The sequence below is a fragment of the Pseudomonas sp. xss_2 genome (genome assembly GCF_043104195.1).
Classification (GTDB): domain Bacteria; phylum Pseudomonadota; class Gammaproteobacteria; order Pseudomonadales; family Pseudomonadaceae; genus Aquipseudomonas; species Aquipseudomonas urmiensis.
In genome coordinates, this window is the sequence record NZ_JBICKL010000018.1 from 1 (window position 1) to 20,757 (window position 20,757).

Consider the following 20,757-nt stretch of genomic DNA (forward strand, 5'->3'; position numbering starts at 1 on the left):
AGTAGAAACTCAAGATTCGCTGGAACGTCCATTTGACGGGTCGGCATACAGAATTTCTTGACGACCATAGAGCATTGGAACCACCTGATCCCATCCCGAACTCAGCAGTGAAACGATGCATCGCCGATGGTAGTGTGGGGTTTCCCCATGTGAGAGTAGGTCATCGTCAAGATTCATTTCGCAAAACCCCTATCTGCGTGAGCAGGTAGGGGTTTTGTCTTTTCTATGCCTGGTTAATATCTGCGGCTACTGTGGTGCTTGAACTATTAGTGGGGCTGCTGCGCGGCCCCACTAATGACAGCCCAAAAAAAGGCCCGCCCCTGGAACCAGGGGCGGGCCTTTTACATTCAATCAAACCACTCAGAACTGATAGCTAACCGTAGCGCTCACATTCCGCTCTTCACCCATGTAGCAGTAGCTCAAGCTGGCACACGATGCGATATAGCTCTCATTGGTCAGGTTATTGGCATTGAGCCGTAGATCGACTCCCTTGAGCCCCACCTTGCCCAGATCGTAGCCGATCGATGCATCGAACAGCGTGTAGGAGGGCACCTTCATGCTGTTTTCCGAGTCCACCCAGCTGTACCCCACATAGCGCAAGCCGCCACCCAAGCGCAGGCCATCCAGTGCGCCCTGGCGGAAGTTGTAATCGGCCCACAGGGAGATCATCTGCTTCGGTGCTTGGGTTGGCGAATTGCCTTTGTTATCCAGGGTCGGCGTTACCACGCTCGGCATCGACTTGGCGTACTCGATGTCGGTGAAGGTATAGCCACCCAGCAGTTTCAGGTTATCGGTCACCTGCACATGAGCCTCAAGCTCAAGGCCTTGCGAGCGCACCTCACCCACCGCCCGGTAGAACTCCTCGTTCGGTTGTTTGGATGCGAGGTTCTCCTGCTCGATACGGAACACCGAAGCAGTGAACAGGTTGTCAGTACCGGGCGGCTGGTACTTGATGCCCGCTTCCCACTGGGTGCCCTCGGTGGGCGCGAGCGGACGGCCATCCTGATCGGAGACGGTGTTGGGGTTGAACGACTCGGAATAGCTCAGGTAAGGCGCAATACCGTTGTCGAACAGATAGAGCACGCCCGCACGGGTGGTGAACTTGGTGCGGTTATCGCTGACCCGAGTATCGCTGTCACGATTCTCCTCAGATACCTTCACCCAGTCCTGGCGCAGCCCCAGGGAGAAGCGCCACTGGTCGAGCTCGACTAGATCCTGCAGGTAAACACCTGTCTGTTGCAGACGGCGCAGGTAGTTGCTTTCACCGAGCACCTGGATATTGCCATTGCCGTATTGCGGGTTACCCGCATCCAGGCTATCGACCGTGCCATAGCGCCAGGACACATCGGCCTTGCGTCGCTGATAGTCGGTGCCTAGCAACAGCGTGTGCTTGGCGGAACCGGTGAAGAACTCAGCCTGCAGCATGTTGTCGATGATGAACGAATGCAGACGCTCGTCGCCGCCGGTGTAGGCGCGGTTCATCACGTTACGCCCAGGCACGCTCGCGTCCCAGCCAGCGAAGTAGACTTGGTCCATCGACACATCAGAATCCTGATAGCGGAAGTTCTGCCGCGCGGTGAACACGTCATTGAAGCGATGCTCCAGCTGGTAACTGAACGACTGTTGGGTGCGTTCGTAGTTGTCGCTGAGCTCACCTTCGAAAAAGTGATCGGACAGACGCTGGCCGTTACGCGGATGTAAGGCCCCATCAGAGGGCAGCGCACCGTGGTAGCCGCCGTTGGGGTCTTTCTGTAGATAAGCCTGCAAGGTCAACGAGGTATCTTCGCTGAAGTCGACACTGACTGCTGGGGCGATCGCGTAGCGCTCTTCCTTGTTGTGATCGAACTGGGTGTCGGATGAATCCGCAATGCCTGTCAGGCGATAGGCGATGCGCTTGTCATCATCCAGCGGCCCGCTGAAGTCGAAGCCCATCCCCCGTTGGCCTTGGGTGCCGACAGTTGCCTGGACCTGGTGATACGGATCGAACATCGGCTTCTTGGTGGTCAACGCCACCAGGCCGCCCGGCGAGCTACGCCCGTACAGTACCGAAGAGGGGCCCTTGAGGATGTCGATGCGCTCCAGGAAGTACGGGTCCACCTGCATGGTGCTGTAGGTGCCGTTGTCGCCCATGGACTTCAAGCCATCGACGTAGATGTTGTCTACCGAGCCATCGTTGAAGCCGCGCATGGCCACGTAGTCATAGCGATGGGTAGCGCCATAGGGGTTGGTCAGCACCCCGGGGGTATAGCGCATGGCCTGGGCCACGGTCTGCGAACCCTGGTCGTCCATCTGCTGACGGGTGACCACCGAGACCGACTGGGTGGTCTCCAGGATCGGCATACTGGTCTTGGTCGCGATCTGGCTGTGGGTAGCGTTGTAGCCCTCCATGCTGCCCAGCGCGTTCCCCAAGGCAAAACCGCGAACGTCAGTGTCCGGCAGAGACAATGCCGCCTCCTCAGGCTGCGCCCGCAGCACATAACTGCTGCCGTCCTGGCTGACGGCCTCAAGGCCCGTGCCATTAAGCAGCTGACGCAGTGCCTGGTCAGGCGAGTAATTCCCTTGCAGGCCTGGCGATTGCCGATCACTTGTAAGCTGCGGGGTGCTCGACAAGGTAATGCCGGCCTGGCGCGCAAACTGGTTGAGCACATCGTTGAGATTGCCAGCAGGGATCGTGAATTGCTGGGTAGCAGTGTTGGCCTGGGCAGCCAAAGCCAGTGGCGCTATAGCGCTCATGCCAAGGGCCGTACCGAACAGCGCGGCGCGTACAGCCTTGCGCAGGCGGGCGGAATTCAAGACAGGTCGAAAATCATTCTCGTTGGTGACGCGTTGCGAGGGCAGGGCGGTCGGCATGGACAGGTCCGTCGAATCGTTAAGGGCAGAGGGAGTTACTTACTGTCCTAGCCGGACCGGCGCAGGGTTCCCGCCAAAAAATCTTGCAGAGCTCAATCTCAGCGCATGCGTTCCAGGCGCACCCACCAGCGCGTACGCTGGCGCAGAATGACCGGCAGGGTCTGCGGCAGCAGCTGCAGCAGCTTGTCGGTATCTTCCAGGCGGAACACACCCGATAGGCGCAAGTCAGCGATCTCGTCACTGCAACCCAGATAGCCATGGCGATAGCGCGCCACCTCTGCGAGGAAATCTGCCAGGCGCATGTCCCGCGTGACGATCAAGCCTTCGACCCAGGCCCCGGCATCCATGTCCTGGTGCTCCAACAGACGTGCACCTTGGCCATCGAGTCGCCAATTCTGGCCGCTGCTCATCCATTGCAGCGCGCCATTGCCTGGGCGATGAATGGCCACCTTGCCTTGGCTGACGCTAACCCGCGTGCAATCGCTGTCCTGACGCACCACGAAGCGCCCCTCGAAGCCTTCCAGCAGGGTGTCGTGGGTCTGAACCAGCAGCGGCCTGTCCTGGCCCTGGGTAGCGCTGCAGGTGAGCATCAGCTCGCCGTGCTTGAGACGAATGAGCCGCTGTCGATCGTCAAAGGTCAGGTCCGCCGCACTTTGAGTATTGAGCTGCAACAGCGAGCCGTCTGGTAGAGCAAAGGTACGTCGCTCGCCAGTAGCGGTGGCGTAGTCCGAAGTCCAATTGTCGAGGATCTGAAGATCCTTGCCCAACCAGGCTGCCGAACCTACCAGCGCAACGCCGGTGAGTAGCTTGAGTGCCTGTCGACGGTGCAAGCGACGTTCGCTGGTCTCTAGGCTCTGCAAAGCCACCCCTGCGCCAGGGATGGCGCGCAGGTTCAACTCTTGATGCAGATCGAGCACCCGCTGCCAGGCCAATTCATGCTCATGATGCTCGCTGCGCCATTGTTCGCATTGCAGTTGCAGGCGCGCATTGTGGCCGCTCTCGCGCAGCTTGAGCATCCAGTGGATGGCCTGCTTGACCACCTTGGGCGGCAGGGGGGCAACGCTCATCGCTTCAGCACTCGTCTTCGTAGCGCAGCAGGTAGCAATGGTAGAGGGCATCGGCAATGTAACGCTCTGCCGAGCGCAGCGAGATGCCCATCTGTTCGGCGATCGCCTTGTGGCTCAAGCCCTCGCATTGGGCCAGGAGGAAAGCGCGGCGCACCTTGGGCTTGAGCCCATCGAGCATGCGCGCAATGCGCTCGAGCAACTCCAGCAGCAGTTCGCGGGTTTCCGCCGATGGCGCATGCGCCTCGGGCAGGTGCGCGAGCGCTTCAAGGTAGGCTCGGGCCAGCTCCTGGCGTCGCCAGTGGTCAATGACCAGGCCGCGGGCGACTGTGCGCAGGAACGCCCGCGGGGTGTTCAGCTGCAATTGTTCACGGCGCTGGAGCAGGCGGACAAAGGTATCCTGCGCCAGGTCTGCTGCATCGGCAGCGTTCCCCAACTTGCTGCGCAACCAAGTTTGCAGCCAGCTGTGGTGGTCGCTGTAGAGCGTATGCACAGAATCTTGAGAAGACATGGAAGGGCGCCGCGAACATTAAGTCATTAATGATAATTAGTCTCATTGTTCGCGGGCGGGCAAAATTTTGCAACTACTCGGCGGTGCTTACATCGACAGGCGCTGACTATCCAGATACTTGCGAATAGCCCGCGCACCGTTGTTCAAGTGCTCTTCCAGCACGTTGACGGCCTCGTCCACCCGTTTGTCGCTGGCGGCATTCACCAACGCATTGTGATCGTCCTGAGTCAGCTTACCCAGCCCCATCGATGACAGGTGGAAGCGCAAGAAACGCTCCTCTTCATTGAGCTCGATCTCGATCATGCGCAGCAGTTTCTGGTTGTGCGCCTTGCTGTACAGCGTCATGTGAAACAAGCGGTTGAGGCGGCCGATCTCGGCATGGCGGGTTTCGCTTTCCAGCTCCTGGATATAGCCCCGTGCGCGGGCGATGTCATCGGCCTCGAGCAGCGGGATCGACTGGCGCAGCGCCTCGGACTCAAGCAGCACCCGCAACGCGTAGGTGTCCACCGCATCTTCACCGATCAGCGGGGCAACCACGGCGCCCTTGTGCATGACCACCTGCAACAACGACTGCGCTTCGAGCTGGCGCAAGGCCTCGCGCACGGGCATGCGACTCACGCCAAACAAGCCCGCGATCTCTTGTTGACGCAAGGCGGTACCTGGCGGCAGGCGTCCATCGACGATAGCGCTGCGCAGGCGTTCTTCGATCACGCTACGAGCAAGGTGCGCCGGCACCTGCTCACTGCCAATCACGCTGGAAAGCAGTCTGATTTTCTCAGCCACTGGAAGTCTGCCTCGACAATTTGCTGATTGGATCCAATAAACGTAGAGAGTCGCTCAAGAGGTGTCAAACCCTAGCGATGGCAGGCTTCCAAGCCTTTGCACGGAATCTGTCTATGGTGAATGAAGTCCCTGTGAAGGGGAAGCTGATGAGCGCTTCGGCGCAAGGTAAATAGCGCCCGTGAATAGAGCGGCGGTGATTGTAAGGTGCCATTGTCTTTTGCCAAAGCAGGCCGCACCATCGCGGTTTTCGATGGCTTTGAACAGGTCTTCCCTGTGGCGATTGCCGGGATACTAAAAAGCTGGATACGCCCGTTCAGCCTCGCCATTGTGCTGGGCGGCCTGCTGCTGGGCGGCCTACGAGCAGATTGGGACTTTTCCCAGATCAGCCAGCGCGCGCAGGCGCTGTATGGGCCCCTGGGCCCCGGCAAGGACCGCATCGATGCCTGGCAGCGGTTGTTGGCCAGCCACCAGCAGGGCAGCGAACTGGAGCGCTTGCAGGCGGTCAACCAGTTCTTCAACCAGCAATTGCGTTATGTCGAAGATGTCGACCTGTGGCGCGAGGTCGATTATTGGGCCACGCCCATCCAGTCCTTGATCAAGGGCGCAGGCGACTGCGAGGACTACGCCATCGCCAAGTACTTCAGCCTGCGCCGCATGGGCATTGCCAGTGAGAAACTGCGCATTACCTACGTCAAAGCCTTGCGCCAGAACCGCGCGCACATGGTCCTGACCTATTATTCAAGTCCACAGGCCCAGCCGCTGGTGCTCGACAGCTTGATGGACGCCATCAAGCCGGCCAGCCAGCGTAGCGACCTGTTACCGGTTTACGCCTTCAACGGTGAAGGCCTGTGGCTGACCGGCGCTGCCGGCAACAAAAAGGTCGGGGATACCAAGCGTTTGTCGCGCTGGCAGGATCTGTTGAAAAAAATGCGTGCCGAAGGATTCCCGGCCGAACCGGTTTACTGAAGGAGCACAGATGTCATTGTTCAAACAATTGCTGCTTGCCATTTGCCTGTTCCTGGTCGTTGCCTTCAGCGGCAGCTTCATGGTCAGCCTGGAAAGCTCACGCAGCCAATACGTGAATCAATTGCGCTCCCATGCTCAGGATGCAGCGACGGCACTGGCGTTGTCGCTGACACCGAACATCGATGATCCGGCAATGGTCGAGCTGATGGTCAGCTCGATTTTCGACAGTGGTTACTATTCGAGCATCAAGGTGGTCGAGCTGGGCAGCAATGCCGTGCTGGTCGAGCGTCATGCCGAACCTGACAGCGCTGGCGTACCGGCCTGGTTCGTGCGGCTGATTGGCCTACAGGCGGCCGGTGGCGATGCGATCGTCAGCCGCGGCTGGCAGCAGGCGGCGCGTGTGGAAGTGATCAGCCACCCAATGTTTGCCTTGGCCAAACTCTGGCAAAGCGCGCTGGGTAGCCTTGGCTGGCTGCTGCTCTGTGGAGCACTCAGTGCGGTACTCGGGGCTCTGCTGTTGCGTCGCCAACTGCGGCCGTTGGACTACATGGTTGCGCAGTCGCATGCCATCGCCCGCCGCGAGTTCCTCAGCCAGCCTGAATTACCGCGCACCCCAGAGCTGCGCCGGGTTGTACAGGCGATGAACCAGATGGTCGAAAAACTCAAGGCGTTGTTCGCCGAACAGGCCGAACGCAGCGAGCGGCTGCGCGCCGAGTCATACCAGGACAGCCTCACCGGATTGGCCAATCGGCGTTACTTCGAAATGCAATTGGCCGCTCAGGTGAGCAATCGGGAGGAGGCTCGCGCGGGCTACCTGCTGCTTCTGCGGGTGAGCGATCTAACCGGCCTCAATGCCCGCCTGGGTGGCCAGCGCACCGACCAACTGCTGCTGGCAGTCGCTGAGCAGTTGCGCCGCACGTGTGCCAATTACCCGCAGACCAACGACTTGATCACCCGCAGCCGCGGCGGCGAGTTTGCCGTGCTGGCGCCGGGTATGGTGCATGAGGAAGCCGTGCAGTTGGCGCAGGCGTTGGAGGCTACCTTGCGCAGCCTGCACGAGACTGGCGCCAGCGATGTCGATCCGGTCGCGTGCATTGGTCTGGCGCCCTATAGCCCAGGCGATTCGCCACAGGCACTGTTGAAGCTGGCTGATGAGGCGTTGGCGCGTGCCGAGAGCCAGTCAGAGCCGGGCTGGGTATGTCTGGAGCAAGGTGTTGCTACGCAAACTGCCAATGGCCATCAGCAATGGCATGCCCGCCTTGAGCAGGCCCTGGCCAACGGGCAGTTCGAGTTGTTCTTCCAGCCGGTGGTGGACAGCCAGGCACCACAGCGGATCCTTCATTACAAGGTTGTCTCACGGCTTTATGACGAGCACGGCGAGGCGCTTGCCGCCGGGCGTTTTCTGCCCTGGTTGGAACGTTTTGGCTGGATGGCGCAGCTGGATCTGCTGGTGCTGGAGAGGGTGCTCAAGCACCTGCAAGGGCATCGTGAGTCGCTGGCGCTGAACGTGTCAGCGGCGACCTTGGCCGATCCCAAGGCCCTGCAGCGTGTGTTCGATCTGTTAGGCCAACACCGCGCCATGGGGCCGCGCTTGACCTTCGAGATCGGCGAGGAACAACTGCCCGAACAGCCGTTGCTCGAGCAACTGACCCGGCGTTTGCACGCCCTGGGTTTTGGCTTGGGCCTGCAGCGATTTGGCGGGCGCTTCAGCCTGATCGGCAATCTGGCCCACCTGGGGCTGGCCTACCTGAAGATCGATGGTGGCTACATCCGCAGCATCGACCAAGAACAGCACAAGCGCTTGTTTATCGAAGCCGTGCAGCGGGCGGCGCATAGTATCGATCTGCCGCTGATCGCCGAGCGGGTCGAGACTGAAGGCGAGTTGCGGGTACTCCGCGAGATGGGCGTCCAAGGCGTTCAGGGGCAGTTGGTCGGAGAGCCAGCGCCCTGGCGTTGAGCGCTGGGGTGTCTAGGTTGGCCTTATCGCGGGGCAAGCCCGCTCCCACGGGCAGCGTAGGAGCGGGCTTGCCCCGCGATAGCGTCAGCACAGGCGACACGTTTGCGCGCGGATCAGATCAACCCACTCCCCTCATCCTCCTCGATCAGGTTGTTCAGGCTGCCCAGGGCCTTACGCGCCGTTGAACGGTTTAGCAGCTTGGACTGCGCACCTACCGGAAGATCGGTGATGCTGATCACCCCCTTGCTGGTGAGCACCTCGATCAAGTCCTCGAGCACCCGGATCATGTCCAGATCGCTCTGTTTGAGCTGCTTGAGGCTGTTCTCCACGAGATCGTCAGCAAACCACTCCTGAATTTCGGCATGGTCGGCCGGAAGCATTTCCGTGTAGTGCTCGAACGGGGCCGCTTCTACCCGCAGCAACTGGCCTTCGATGTCGCGTTGCACGTAGAACATGGCGTCCTCCCACAGCATGGTGATCCCTTCTGATTAACAAGCAGCATAGGCAATGTTCTGCGCCAGTAATTCGCTGCCAGCCCATCAGCTGTTCGAGTTGTCGATCTTGATCGTCGGGTCGGCCCCGCTGATCAACGAATTGATCGTGGTATTCGACCAGTTGACCCCCTCCAGCTTGATCGACACATCGACGTTGGCCAGCCCGCCTGCCGCATTCAATTTGCCTTCGGTACTGATCTGCAGAGTCGATTCGCCGCCCACCGTAGTGATCTTCAGGTAGTTGTCGATGGTCGTGCCACGCTCGGCCTGGAGCAGGTCGCTCAAGTCCAGGCGGTCCCCTTCGGCGGGCTTGAAGTCCTTGATCACGTCGTTGCCGAGGTCGCCGGCCTTCCACACGAAGGTATCGGCCCCGGCGCCACCGCTGAGGATATCGTTACCCTTGCCGCCGATCAGCGTGTCTTTACCGACGCCACCGAACAACACGTCATTGCCTTCACCTCCGAGCAGGGTGTCATTGCCGGTGCCACCGAGGAGGATGTCGTTGCCCTTGCCACCATCGATGTAGTCGTTACCGCCCTGACCGAAGATGATGTCGTTGCCGGCTCCGCCCATCAGGGTGTCGGCACCGTCATTGGCCCGCGAGATATCGAACTCGGTGTAATGCTCGGTGACGTACTGGTGCATCAGCCGTGCATCGACGTCGCCGGCATCGACCCCCAGCTTGGTCGCGACAAACGCCTGGATCGCCTCGACCCCGGTGCCGGGAATCGAATCGAATGTCACCAGGTCGCCGAAAATGATGTCGTGACCATCGCCGCCGTCGACTTTATCGGCTCCAGGTTGGGTGACTTCGGTATGGCCGAGGATGGCTTCGGCCAGCTTGCTCGGGTCGATGTTGGTCTGCGGCGTCTTGTCCGAATCGTACGGCTTGAGGTCGTCCTTGTTGATGTCGCTGTTCAGACCGATGGCTTCTACCGACGACAGCGCCGAGAGAATCAGGAAACTCGCCGTCGAGTTGTTCAGGGTGGCGTCGTTGCTGGAATTGCCGGTACCGGCGCGGTTGGACAACTCGTAGCCGCCGTTACCTTCTGCGCGAATCATGCCGGTGGTCACGGTGTTCCACTTGTAGCTCCAGGTAAGGATGTCGAAATTGCCGCGAGTCTGCGCGGTGAGGTTGCCGCTGCTGTCGATCGACACCCGGTTGGTGGTGTCGAGCTGATAGTTGGTGACGGTGTCGCCAACTTTGTAGTTGATGGTGGTGAGGAAGGTGTCGAGCTTGATGCTGCTGTTGGCCAGGTTCGGGTTGGCCTGCTCGCCGGTCTGATAGTAGGTTGGCTGGCCGTCGGTGATGAAGAAGGTCTGGTTGCTGCCTGTATTGCCGGCATCCTTGAGGTTCTGGAACCAGTTGGCCGTGGTCTTGAAGGCGTCCTCGTAGTTGGTGCCGCCGTCGGAGCTGAGGGTCTTCAAAGCGTCGAGCAAGGTCTGCAGACCGGCGTCGTTGAGTTTGACCGCCACGGTACTCTTGACCTGGGTGGCGAAGTCGACCAGCAGCACGTTAACCGTACCGGACTGCGCACCCTTGACGCTGGCCGCCAGCGTCTTGAACACCGACTCCATGGATTTTTTCGCCGCATCGACGCCGGCTGAACCCATGCTGCCGGAGGTGTCGACGATGAAGGCGATGTTGTAGTCCTTGCCGGCGACCACGTGCAGGCCGGTCACGTCGGCCACCACCAGGTCGTTGTTGACGGTGCCGCTCACGGTATCGTTGTCGCTACCCAGGTTGCTGGTGGTATAGGTCTGCGGATAGACCGTGACCTTGAGTGTGCCTTCGTTAGTCGCCGTGCTGCCGCCGACGGTTTCCGTCGAGGTCGAGCTGACCTTCACGTCGAACTGGCCGTAGTAATAGGCCGGTGGCTTGATCGCCAGGCTGCCTAGGTTCCAGCCGCTGACATCGACCGCCGTAGCGCCCACGGTGAGGCTGTGGCCGGCGTTGTCGCTGAGCACCGAGCCTGCCGGAATTCCGCTGAGCTTGACGCTGAGGGTCTCCGAACCGTCGGTGTCGATCAGGTTCGAGCTGATACCGACCAGCTTGACGCTGCCGTTCTCCGGCCCTTCGTTGAGCTTGAAGCCGTCGTAGTAGCCCTGGCCGTTGCTGCCATGCAGGTCGGAAACGCTGACCCCGGCGTTCTCCAGTGCGGTGACGTTGGGGTACATCGGCAGGGTGGTGCTGTTGAGGTCGCCCACCGCCCCACTGCCCACCTTGACGTTGACGTCGTAGCTGCCCGGGCCGGACTGGTTGGCATGGTAGATCTCCAGCGTGTAATAACCGCTGACGCTTGGCGTGTAACTACCGGCCACGGTACCGCCGGCGCCCCAGGTGGCGGTGACCACGTTCTTGCCGCCGATGGCCACCAGCAGGCTGTCGTCGGCGCTGCCGCTGAAGGTGTAGGTCTTGCCGGCTTCTAGGTAGATCAGGCCGGAGGTTTTCGAGCCGGAGCCGCCAGCCACGCTAGCGTCGGACTGCACGTTGGTGGTGGTCTGGCTACTGCTGGCGTTGCCTGAGTTGGCGAACACGGTTTTCAGCGCATCGCCGGTGATGCCATTGCCGTTGGTCCCTAGGCCAGTCAGGCTGGTCCAGGTCTCTTTGGTCAGGCCCAGCGAGTTGACGGTGTTGTTGCCGATGTTCAAATCCGGTTTGTCGGCCACCGGCGTGATGTCCACCTTCAAGGTGGTTTCGCTGCCAGGGATGACGCCATCGGTAGGCTTGTACTTGATTTGCGCGTAGTCGGCCTGCTTGTTGCCTATCCCCGTCCCGCCATAGCCGTCGGCACCCGACTGGTTGGCCAGCGGCACGAACTTGAGCTTGCCCGCGGCGATGTCGGCCTGGCTGATGGTCTGGTTGACGCTGACGTTGACCCACGCCGTGCCGTTGTTGAACTTCAGGCTGCCCAGGTCAGGCAGCTTGGTGATGGTCACGCCCAGGCTCGACAGGCTGCTGTCGACATCGCTGACGTTGAAGTTGCTCCAGCTCAGCACCAGCTCGGTGTCCTCGGTACCGCTGGCGGCGCCACCCGTGGACACCGGCGCGTCATTGACCGCTACCACGTTGACTGTAGTGGTCGCGGTGTTGGAGGTGTTGACCCCATCGGTCACCGTTACCGTAATCACCCGTGGCGTGGTGCTTGGGTCCTCGCTGGTATTGCTGAAGGTGATGTTCTTGATCGCCTGCATGTAGTCAGCCAACGTCGCGTTGCCGCTCAGGCTCAGCACCACCTTGCCGTCGCTGATGGCGGTGGTGACTGTGATGCCGTTGACACTGCTGCCCAGGTTGAGCACATCTCCTGGCTGGCGGTTGCCCAGGGTGACGGTGGCGCCAGTGAGCTGATTGCTGTCGAAATCGGTAATCGAGACATCCAGGTCACCAATCGAGACACCACTCTGGTTCTCGGTATAGCTGGTCTGGAAGTCGGCGCCGGTCTTGCCGCTGGAGTCATTGCCGTCCAGGTCCAGCACGGGCGCTGGCTCGTAGATCTGGGTGGTGACGCTGCCGGCACCGGCGTTGACCACCAGGCCTTCGAAGTTGCCGCCGGTGGCCGAATCGATCTTCACCGTGAACTGCTCGGTGCCCTCGCTGACGTTGTCCTGAAGGGTCGGGATGCTGAAGGTGGCCTGGGTGCTGCCTGCCTTGATCACCGCCGTGGCGACGCCTGTGTAATCGGTGCCGTTGCTGGCAGTGCCCGAGTAACTCAGCTTGACCGTGACATCGGTTTGCGCGGCATTGCTCAGGGTCAGGGTATAGGTGGCGCTGCTGCCTTCAGCCACTGCGGCGGTACCACTGATGCCCAGCGTGGTGGTGCTGATCGTGTCGGTGACCGCGGTGACCGCCGGGGTGCTGACCACCGCGAGGTTCTCGAAGTTACCGCCGCTGGCGCCAGTGATGCGGGTGCTGATGGTGGTAGCGTCGACATAGGCGTCATCCGCTGGCGCGGCCACGGTGACACTGCCAGTTGTCTGGTTGGCGCCGATGGTGATGGTCTGGCCGTTGCTCAGGGTGACCGTGACCGGAGTACCGGCAGGGTTGGTCAGGGTTGCGGTGTAGACGATGCTGCCGCCTTCGGCGACGGTCGGGGTGGCGCTGAGGGTGACTGTGGTGGTGTCCGGCAGATCGGTCACGCTGGTGCTGACTGGCGTCTTGTTGGCCACCAGGTTCTCGTAGTTGCCGCCGCTGACGTTGGTAATGCTGTTGCTCACCGGAGCATGGCCCTGGTAGACGTCGTTGCTCACTGGAGTGCTGACAGTCCCCGAGCTTTGTCCTACGGCAATGGTAATGGTCTGACCGTTGGCCAGGCTCACCACGACCGGCGTACCGGTCACCGGGGCAGTAACGCTGGCGGTGTAGATGATATTGCCCGTCTCGACGACCGAGGCGGTGGCGGTCAAGGAGACGGTCGAGGTGTCGACCGTGTCGCTGACGTTGGTCACTGCAGCAGTGCCGTTGACCGCGAGGTTCTCGAAGTTGCCGCCCGAGGCATTGGTAATCCGCGCGCTGACCGTGCCCGCATCGATGTAAGGGTCATCCGCTGGCGCGGCGACCGTTACGCTGCCGGAAGTCTGGTTGGCGGCGATAGTGATGGTCTGGCCGTTGCTTAGGGTCACCGTGACCGCTGTGCCGGCTGGGTTGGTCAGGGTCGCGGTATAAACGATGCTGCCACCCTCGGCCACGGATGGCGTGGCCGACAGCGAGACGGTGGTGGTGTCTTGTGAGTCGGTCACGCTGGTGCTGACCTGGGCCGGATTGCCGACCAGGCTCTCGAAGTTGCCGCCGCTGACATTGGTGATGCTGTTGGTGACCGGGGCGTGGCCTTGATAGACATCGTTGCTCACCGGCGTGCTGACAGTGCTGGAGCTTTGGCCAACCGGGATGGTGATGGTCTGGCCATTAGCCAAGGTCACCACGACCGGCGTGTCGGTGACCGGCGCATTGACGCTTGCGGTGTAAAGGATACTGCCGCCCTCAGCCACCGAAGGCGTGGCCGTCAGAGACACGGTTGAGGTGTCGATGGTGTCGGTAACCTGGGTCACCACAGTTGCCCCGTTGACCGCCAGATTCTCGAAGTTACCGCCTGAAGCACCGGTGATTCGCGCGCTGACCGAGCCGGCATCGATGTAAGGGTCATCCGCTGGCGCGGCGACCGTCACGCTGCCCGAAGTCTGGTTCGCGGCGATGGTGATGGTCTGGCCGTTGCTCAAGGTAACCGTCACCGGCGTGCCGGCCGAATTGGTCAGGGTCGCGGTATAAACGATGCTGCCGCCCTCGGCCACGGATGGTGTGGCCGACAGCGAGACGGTGGTGGTGTCTTGCGAGTCGGTCACGCTGGTGCTGACCTGGGCCGAATTGCCGACCAGGCTCTCGTAATTGCCACCGCTGACATTGGTGATGCTGTTGGTGACTGGGGCGTGGCCTTGATAGACGTCATTGCTCACAGGTGTGCTGACAGTGCTGGAACTCTGGCCAACCGGGATGGTGATGCTCTGGCCGTTGGCCAAGGTCACCACGACCGGGCTGCCGGTGACCGGCGCATTGACGCTTGCGGTGTAGACGATGCTGCCGCCTTCCGCCACCGAAGGCGTGGCGGTCAGTGTAACTGTCGTGGTGTCCTGGACATCGGTGACAGTGGTAGAAACCGGCGCTGGGTTGCCAACCAGATTCTCGTAATTGCCGCCACTAACGTTGGTGATGTTCGTGGTTACTGGTGCATGGCCTTGATAGACATCATTGCTCACCGGAGTGGTGACAGTGCTGGAACTCTGGCCAACCGGGATGGTGATGGTTTGGCCGTTGGCCAAGGTCACCACGACCGGGGTGCCGGTGACCGGTGCATTGACCGAAGCGGTGTAAACGATGCTGCCGCCCTCAGCAACCGAAGGCGTGGCAGTGAGAGTGACCGTGGTGGTGTCCTGGACGTCGGTGACGCTTGTAGTAACCGGCGCATGATTGGCGACCAGACTCTCGTAGTTGCCTCCGCTGACGTTACTGATGCTGTTGGTAACCGGGGCGTGGCCTTGATAGACGTCATTGCTAACCGGCGTGCTGACGGTACCGGAGCTTTGCCCAACGGGGATGGTAATGGTCTGGCCGTTGGCCAAGGTCACCACAACAGGTGTACCCGTTACCGGCGCTCCGACCGAGGCGGTATAGGTGATGCTGCCGCCTTCAGCCACAGTCGGGCTCGCAGTGAGCGATACGGTCGAGGTATCTACAGTATCGGTAATGTTGGTCACTGCCGGAGCATTAATGATTACCAGATTCTCGAAGTTGCCACCTGTGGCAGTGGTGATCCGCGCGCTGACCGAACCGGCATCGATGTACGGGTCATCGCCCGGCGCAGCCACAGTTACACTGCCCGAAGTCTGGTTTGCGGCGATGGTGATGGTCTGGCCGTTGCTCAAGGTAACCGTGACCGGCGTGCCGGCGGGATTGGTCAAGGTCGCGGTATAGACAATGCTGCCACCTTCAGCGACCGAAGGCGTAGCCGTCAGTGTCACCGTAGTGGTGTCCTGTGCATCGGTAACGCTGGTGGTAACCGGTGCCGGATTACCAACCAGACTCTCGTAGTTGCCGCCGCTGACACTGGTGATGCTGTTGGTGACTGGGGCATGCCCCTGATAGACGTCGTTGGTCACCGGTGCACTGACAGTGCCAGAGCTTTGACCGATTGCAATGGTAATGCTCTGGCCGTTGGCCAGGTTCACCACCACCGGGCTGCCGGTGACCGGCGCCCCGACCGAAGCGGTGTAGACGATGCTGCCGCCTTCGGTTACCGATGGTGTGGCAGTAAGGGTAACGGTGGTGGTGTCCTGAACATCGGTCACGGCAGTGGAGACTGACGCCGGATTCGCGACCAGGTGCTCGTAACTGCCGCCGCTGACATTGCTGATGCTATTGGTGACCGGAGCGTGGCCCTGATAGACGTCATTGCTCACTGGCGTGCTGACAGTGTTGGAGCTCTGGCCAACCGGGATGGTGATGGTTTGGCCGTTGGCCAAGGTCACCACGACCGGGCTGCCGGTAACTGGCGCTCCGACCGATGCGGTGTAGACAATGCTACCGCCCTCGGCCACTGATGGCGTCGCGGTTAGCGTGACCGTGGTGGTATCGCGAACATCGGTCACCGTCGTGGAAACTTGTGCCGGGTTTCCGACCAGGCTTTCGTAGTTGCCACCGCTGACATTGGTGATGCTGTTGGTGACCGGGGCATGGCCTTGATAGACGTCATTGGTCACAGACGTGCTGACGGTGCTGGAGCTCTGGCCAACCGGGATGGTGATGGTCTGACCGTTGGCCAAAGTGACGATGACAGGGCTACCGGTGACCGGCGCAGTCACGCTGGCGGTGTAGACAATGATGCCGCCTTCGGCCGCCGATGGCGTAGCGGTCAACGACACGGTGGAGGTATCCACGGTATCGCTGATAGTCGTTACCGCAGCAGCCCCATTGACCGCTAGATGCTCAAAGTTACCGCCCGACGCACCGGTGATCCGTGCGCTAACCGAGCCTGCATCCAGATACGGATCATCGCCGGGCGCCGCGACTGTCACGCTGCCTGAAGTCTGGTTGGCGCCGATAGTAATGGTCTGGCCGTTGCTCAGGGTAACTGTGACCGGGCTGGCGGCTGGATTGGTCAAGGTCGCGGTGTAGATGATGCTGCCACCCTCGGCCACGGAGGGTGTGGCCGACAGCGAGACAGTGGTGGTGTCCTGCGAATCAGTAATGGTCGTGGAAACGGAGGTTGGATTGCCGACCAGATTCTCGTAGTTGCCCCCACTGACGTTAGTGATGCTGTTGGTAACCGGGGCGTGGCCTTGGTAGACATCGTTGCTCACAGGCGTGCTGACAGTGCTTGAGCTCTGACCAACTGGGATGGTGATGGTCTGACCGTTGGCCAAGGTCACTACCACCGGGCTGCCGGTGACGGGCGTTCCAACCGAGGCGGTGTAGACGATGGTGCCGCCCTCGACTGCCGAAGGCGTGGCGGTGAGTGTCACTGTGGTGGTGTCCTGCACATCCGTGACGCCAGTCGTGACGGGTGCAGGGTTGGTCACCAGATTCTCATAGTTACCACCACTGACGTGGCTGATGCTGTTGGTGACCGGAGCATGGCCCTGGTAGGTGTCATTGCTGACGGGCGTGCTTACGGTGCCAGAACTTCGGCCTTCGGCAATCGTGATGGTCTGACCATTGGCCAACGTCACGACAAGGGGGCTGCCGGTTACCGGTGCGGTCACGCTGGCGGTGTAGATAATGCTGCCGCCTTCGGCGACCGATGGCGTCGCTGTCAACGACACGGTCGAGGTGTCGACGGTATCGGTGACCTGGGTCACCACCGTTGCGCCATTGACCGCGAGATTTTCAAAGTTACCGCCTGAAGCTCCCGTGATTCTTGCGCTGACCGCGCCGGCATCGATGTACGGGTCATCGCCTGGAGCTGCGACCGTCACGCTGCCTGAGGTCTGGTTGGCAGCGATGGTGATGGTTTGACCATTGCTCAGGGTGACGGTGACCGGCGTACCGGCTGGATTGGTCAGGGAGGCGGTGTAGATGATGCTGCCGCCCTCGGCGACGGATGGAGTGGCTGACAGCGAGACGGTCGTGGTGTCCTGCGAATCGGTCACGCTGGTGCTGACCTGAGCAGGGTTGCCCACCAGGTTCTCGTAATTGCCACCGCTGACATTGGTAATGCTGTTGGTGACCGGCGCATGCCCCTGGTAGACGTCATTGCTGACTGGCGTACTCACCGTTCCGGAGCTCTGGCCCACGGCGATCGTGATGGTTTGGCCGTTGGCCAAGGTGACCACCACGGGGCTACCCGTGACTGGCGCGGTCACGCTGGCGGTATAGATGATGCTGCCGCCTTCGCCGACTGTCGGTGTCGCGGTGAGGGAGACGGTCGAGGTGTCGATGGTATCGCTGACCTGGGTAACCGCTGGCGTGGCAACGACCGTCAGATTCTCGAAGTTGCCACCCGACGCGTTGGTGATCCGCGCACTGACCGATCCTGCGTCGAGGTACGCATCATCCGCTGGTGCTGCGACCGTGATACTGCCGGACGTCTGGTTGGCGGCAATGGTGATGATCTGGCCATTGCTCAGGGTAACCGTCACCGGCGTGCCGGCCGGGTTGGTCAGGGTGGCGGTGTAGACGATGCTGCCACCCTCGGCGACGGCGGGCGTTGCTGAGAGGGAAACGCTGGTGGTGTCCTGTACCGATGTAACGTTGGTCACCACCGGTGCCTGGTTGGCGACCACGTTCTCGTAGTTGCCACCGCTGACCCCAGTAATGTGGGTAATTACCGGCGCATGGCCCTGGTAGACATCGTTGCTCACCGGCGTGCTGACCGTGCCGAAGCTTTGCCCGACGGCAATGGTTATGCTCTGGCCGTTGGCCAGAGTGACTACCAGCGGGCTGCCGGTGACCGGGGCGTTCACGCTGGCGGTGTAGACGATCGCCCCGCCTTCAGCGACTACTGGGGTCGCGCTCAGGGATACCGTCGAAGTGTTGATGGTATCGGTGACATTGGTAATCGCCGGCGCGCTATTGATCGCAAGGGACTCGAAATTACCACCCTGGGCGTTGGTGATATGAGTACTGACCGGCCCGGCATCGAGGTAGGGGTCGTCGCCTGGCGCGGCGACGGTGACACTGCCCGAGGACTGGTTGGCAGCAATGGTTATCGTCTGGCCATTGCTCAGAGTGACGGTTACCGGTGTACCGGCTGGGTTGGTCAGGGTAGCGGTGTATACGATGCTGCCGCCTTCGGTGACGGATGGCGTCGCTGACAGCGAGACGGTCGTGGTGTCTTGCGCGTCGGTCACGCTGGTGCTGACCTGGGCCGGGTTGCCGATCAGGTTCTCGTAATTGCCACCGCTGACATTGGTGATGTGGTTGGTGACCGGAGCATGGCCCTGATAGACATCGTTGGTCACTGGTGTGCTGACAGTGCTGGAGCTTTGGCCAACCGGGATGGTGATGGTTTGGCCGTTGGCCAAGGTCACCACGACCGGGCTGCCGGTGACGGCTGCATTGACCGAAGCGGTGTAAACGATGCTGCCGCCTTCCGCCACTGAAGGCGTGGCCGTCAGAGTGACCGTGGTGGTGTCCTGCACATCAGTAACGCTGGTGGTAACCGGTGCCGGGTTGCCAAACAGATTCTCATAGTTGCCACCGCTGACATTGGTGATGCTGTTGGTGACTGGGGCGTGGCCTTGGTAGACGTCGTTACTCACAGGCGTGGTGACAGTACTGGAGCTCTGGCCAACCGGTATAGTGATGCTCTGGCCATTGGCTAAGGTCACCACGACCGGGCTGCCAGTGACGGGTGCATTGACCGAAGCGGTGTAAACGATGCTGCCGCCTTCCGCCACTGAAGGCGTGGCAGTCAGGGTGACCGTGGTGGTGTCCTGCACATCGGTGACAGTGGTAGAAACCGGTGCCGGATTGCCAACCAAGTTCTCATAGCTGCCGCCACTCACTCCCGTGATGTTCGTGGTGACCGCAGGATGCCCCTGGTAGACGTCGTTTGTCACTGGCGTAGTGACAGTGCTGGAGCTTTGGCCGACCGGGATGGTGATGGTTTGGCCGTTGGCCAAGGTCACCACGACCGGGGTGCCGGTGACCGGTGCATTGACCGAAACGGTGTAAACGATGCTGCCGCCCTCAGCGACCGAAGGTGTGGCGGTCAGGGTGACCGTGGTGTTGTCCTGGACATCGGTGACAGTGGTAGAAACCGGCGCTGGGTTGCCGACCAGATTCTCGTAATTGCCGCCACTGACGTTGGTGATGTTCGTGGTTACTGGTGCATGGCCTTGATAGACATCATTGCTCACCGGAGTGGTGACAGTGCTGGAACTCTGGCCAACCGGGATGGTGATGGTTTGGCCATTGGCCAAGGTCACGATCACCGGACTACCGGTGACCGGCGCATTGACCGAAGCGGTGTAGACGATGCTACCGCCTTCCGCCACCGAAGGCGTGGCAGTCAGGGTCACCGTAGTGGTGTCTTGGCTGTCACTAACGGTTGTCGTAACCGGCGCTGGGTTACCAACCAGATTCTCGTAGTTGCCACCGCTGACGTTAGTGATGTTCGTGGTTACTGGGGCATGGCCTTGGTAGACATCGTTGCTCACAGGGGTGCTGACAGTACTGGAGCTCTGGCCAACTGGGATGGTGATGGTCTGGCCATTGGCCAAGGTCACGATCACAGGGCTACCGGTGACCGGCGCATTGACCGAAGCGGTGTAAACGATGCTGCCACCTTCCGTCACCGAAGGTGTGGCGGTCAGGGTGACTGTCGTGGTGTCCTGCACATCGGTAACGCTGGTAGCAACCGGCGCCGGATTACCGACCAGATTCTCATAGCTGCCGCCACTTACTCCCGTGATGTTCGTGGTAACAGGGGCTTGGCCTTGATAGACATCATTGCTCACCGGTGTGGTGACGGTACTGGAGCTCTGGCCAACCGGGATGGTGATGGTTTGGCCATTGGCCAAGGTCACGATCACCGGGCTACCGGTGACCGGCGCATTGACAGAAGCGGTGTAGACGATGCTACCGCCTTCCGCCACTGAAGGCGTGGCAGTCAGAGTGACCGTGGTGGTGTCCTGCACATCAGTAACGCTGGTGGTAACCGGTGCCGGGTTGCCAAACAGATTCTCATAGTTGCCACCGCTGACATTGGTGATGCTGTTGGTGACTGGGGCGTGGCCTTGATAGACATCATTGCTCACTGGCGTAGTGACAGTACTGGAGCTCTGACCAACCGGGATGGTAATGGTCTGGCCGTTGGCCAAGGTCACTACGACCGGGGTGCCGGTGACCGGCGCATTGACGCTTGCGGTGTAGATGATGCTGCCGCCTTCCGCCACTGAGGGCGTGGCAGTCAGGGTGACGGTGGTGGTGTCCTGCACATCGGTGACAGTGGTAGAAACCGGCGCTGGGTTACCAACCAGATTCTCGTAGTTGCCACCGCTGACGTTAGTGATGTTCGTGGTGACCGCAGCGTGGCCTTGATAGACATCATTGCTCACGGGCGTGCTGACAGTACTGGAGCTCTGACCAACCGGGATGGTAATGGTCTGGCCATTGGCCAAGGTCACTACGACCGGGCTGCC

The 20,757-nt window shown here is 60.9% G+C and carries 8 protein-coding genes and 1 rRNA gene; 3 read left to right on the forward strand and 6 right to left on the reverse strand.

Translation table 11 applies throughout. The annotated features are described in order from the left end of the window. Positions 1-56 precede the first annotated feature (56 nt). Positions 57-172, forward strand: a 5S ribosomal RNA gene (rrf, locus tag ACF8K2_RS02770). A 188-nt stretch (positions 173-360) separates the two neighbouring features. On the opposite strand, the gene ACF8K2_RS02775 is transcribed toward rrf, so the two are convergent. The 4 genes from ACF8K2_RS02775 to ACF8K2_RS02790 all read right to left on the reverse strand — a co-directional run bounded on the left by ACF8K2_RS02775 (position 361) and on the right by ACF8K2_RS02790 (position 5,208). After that, positions 361-2,778 carry a TonB-dependent siderophore receptor gene (locus ACF8K2_RS02775; RefSeq protein WP_392463375.1) on the reverse strand — a complete coding sequence of 806 codons (2,418 nt, stop codon included), beginning with the start codon at positions 2,776-2,778 and terminating at the stop codon, positions 361-363. Between the two features lie 170 nt (positions 2,779-2,948). Continuing rightward, entirely contained in the window at positions 2,949-3,917 is a 969-nt protein-coding gene (locus ACF8K2_RS02780) for a FecR domain-containing protein (protein ID WP_392463370.1), read from the reverse strand. A gap of 4 nt (positions 3,918-3,921) precedes the next feature. Then, entirely contained in the window at positions 3,922-4,425 is a 504-nt protein-coding gene (locus ACF8K2_RS02785) for a sigma-70 family RNA polymerase sigma factor (RefSeq protein WP_186557763.1), read from the reverse strand. 87 nt (positions 4,426-4,512) lie between these two features. Beyond that, a complete protein-coding gene (locus tag ACF8K2_RS02790) occupies positions 4,513-5,208 on the reverse strand; it encodes a GntR family transcriptional regulator (protein ID WP_186557762.1) in 696 nt (231 codons plus the stop codon). Positions 5,209-5,412: 204 nt separating this feature from the next. Between ACF8K2_RS02790 and lapG the strand changes: the two genes are divergently transcribed. Both lapG and lapD read left to right on the forward strand, forming a co-directional pair. Next, complete coding sequence (gene lapG, locus ACF8K2_RS02795; protein WP_392463371.1) at positions 5,413-6,174, forward strand: cysteine protease LapG; 762 nt, start codon at positions 5,413-5,415, stop codon at positions 6,172-6,174. A 10-nt stretch (positions 6,175-6,184) separates the two neighbouring features. Further along, complete coding sequence (gene lapD, locus ACF8K2_RS02800; RefSeq protein ID WP_392463372.1) at positions 6,185-8,131, forward strand: cyclic di-GMP receptor LapD; 1,947 nt, start codon at positions 6,185-6,187, stop codon at positions 8,129-8,131. Between the two features lie 113 nt (positions 8,132-8,244). Here the strand turns inward: lapD and ACF8K2_RS02805 are convergent, their stop codons facing one another. After that, the gene (locus ACF8K2_RS02805; RefSeq protein WP_392463373.1) at positions 8,245-8,586 is read right to left on the reverse strand and encodes a tryptophan synthase subunit beta; all 342 of its coding nucleotides are present in this window, start codon (positions 8,584-8,586) and stop codon (positions 8,245-8,247) included. Positions 8,587-8,670: 84 nt separating this feature from the next. Next, positions 8,671-20,742 (reverse strand): immunoglobulin-like domain-containing protein, encoded by a 12,072-nt coding sequence (locus tag ACF8K2_RS02810; protein ID WP_392463374.1) that lies wholly within the window; start codon positions 20,740-20,742, stop codon positions 8,671-8,673. Positions 20,743-20,757: the final 15 nt, after the last annotated feature.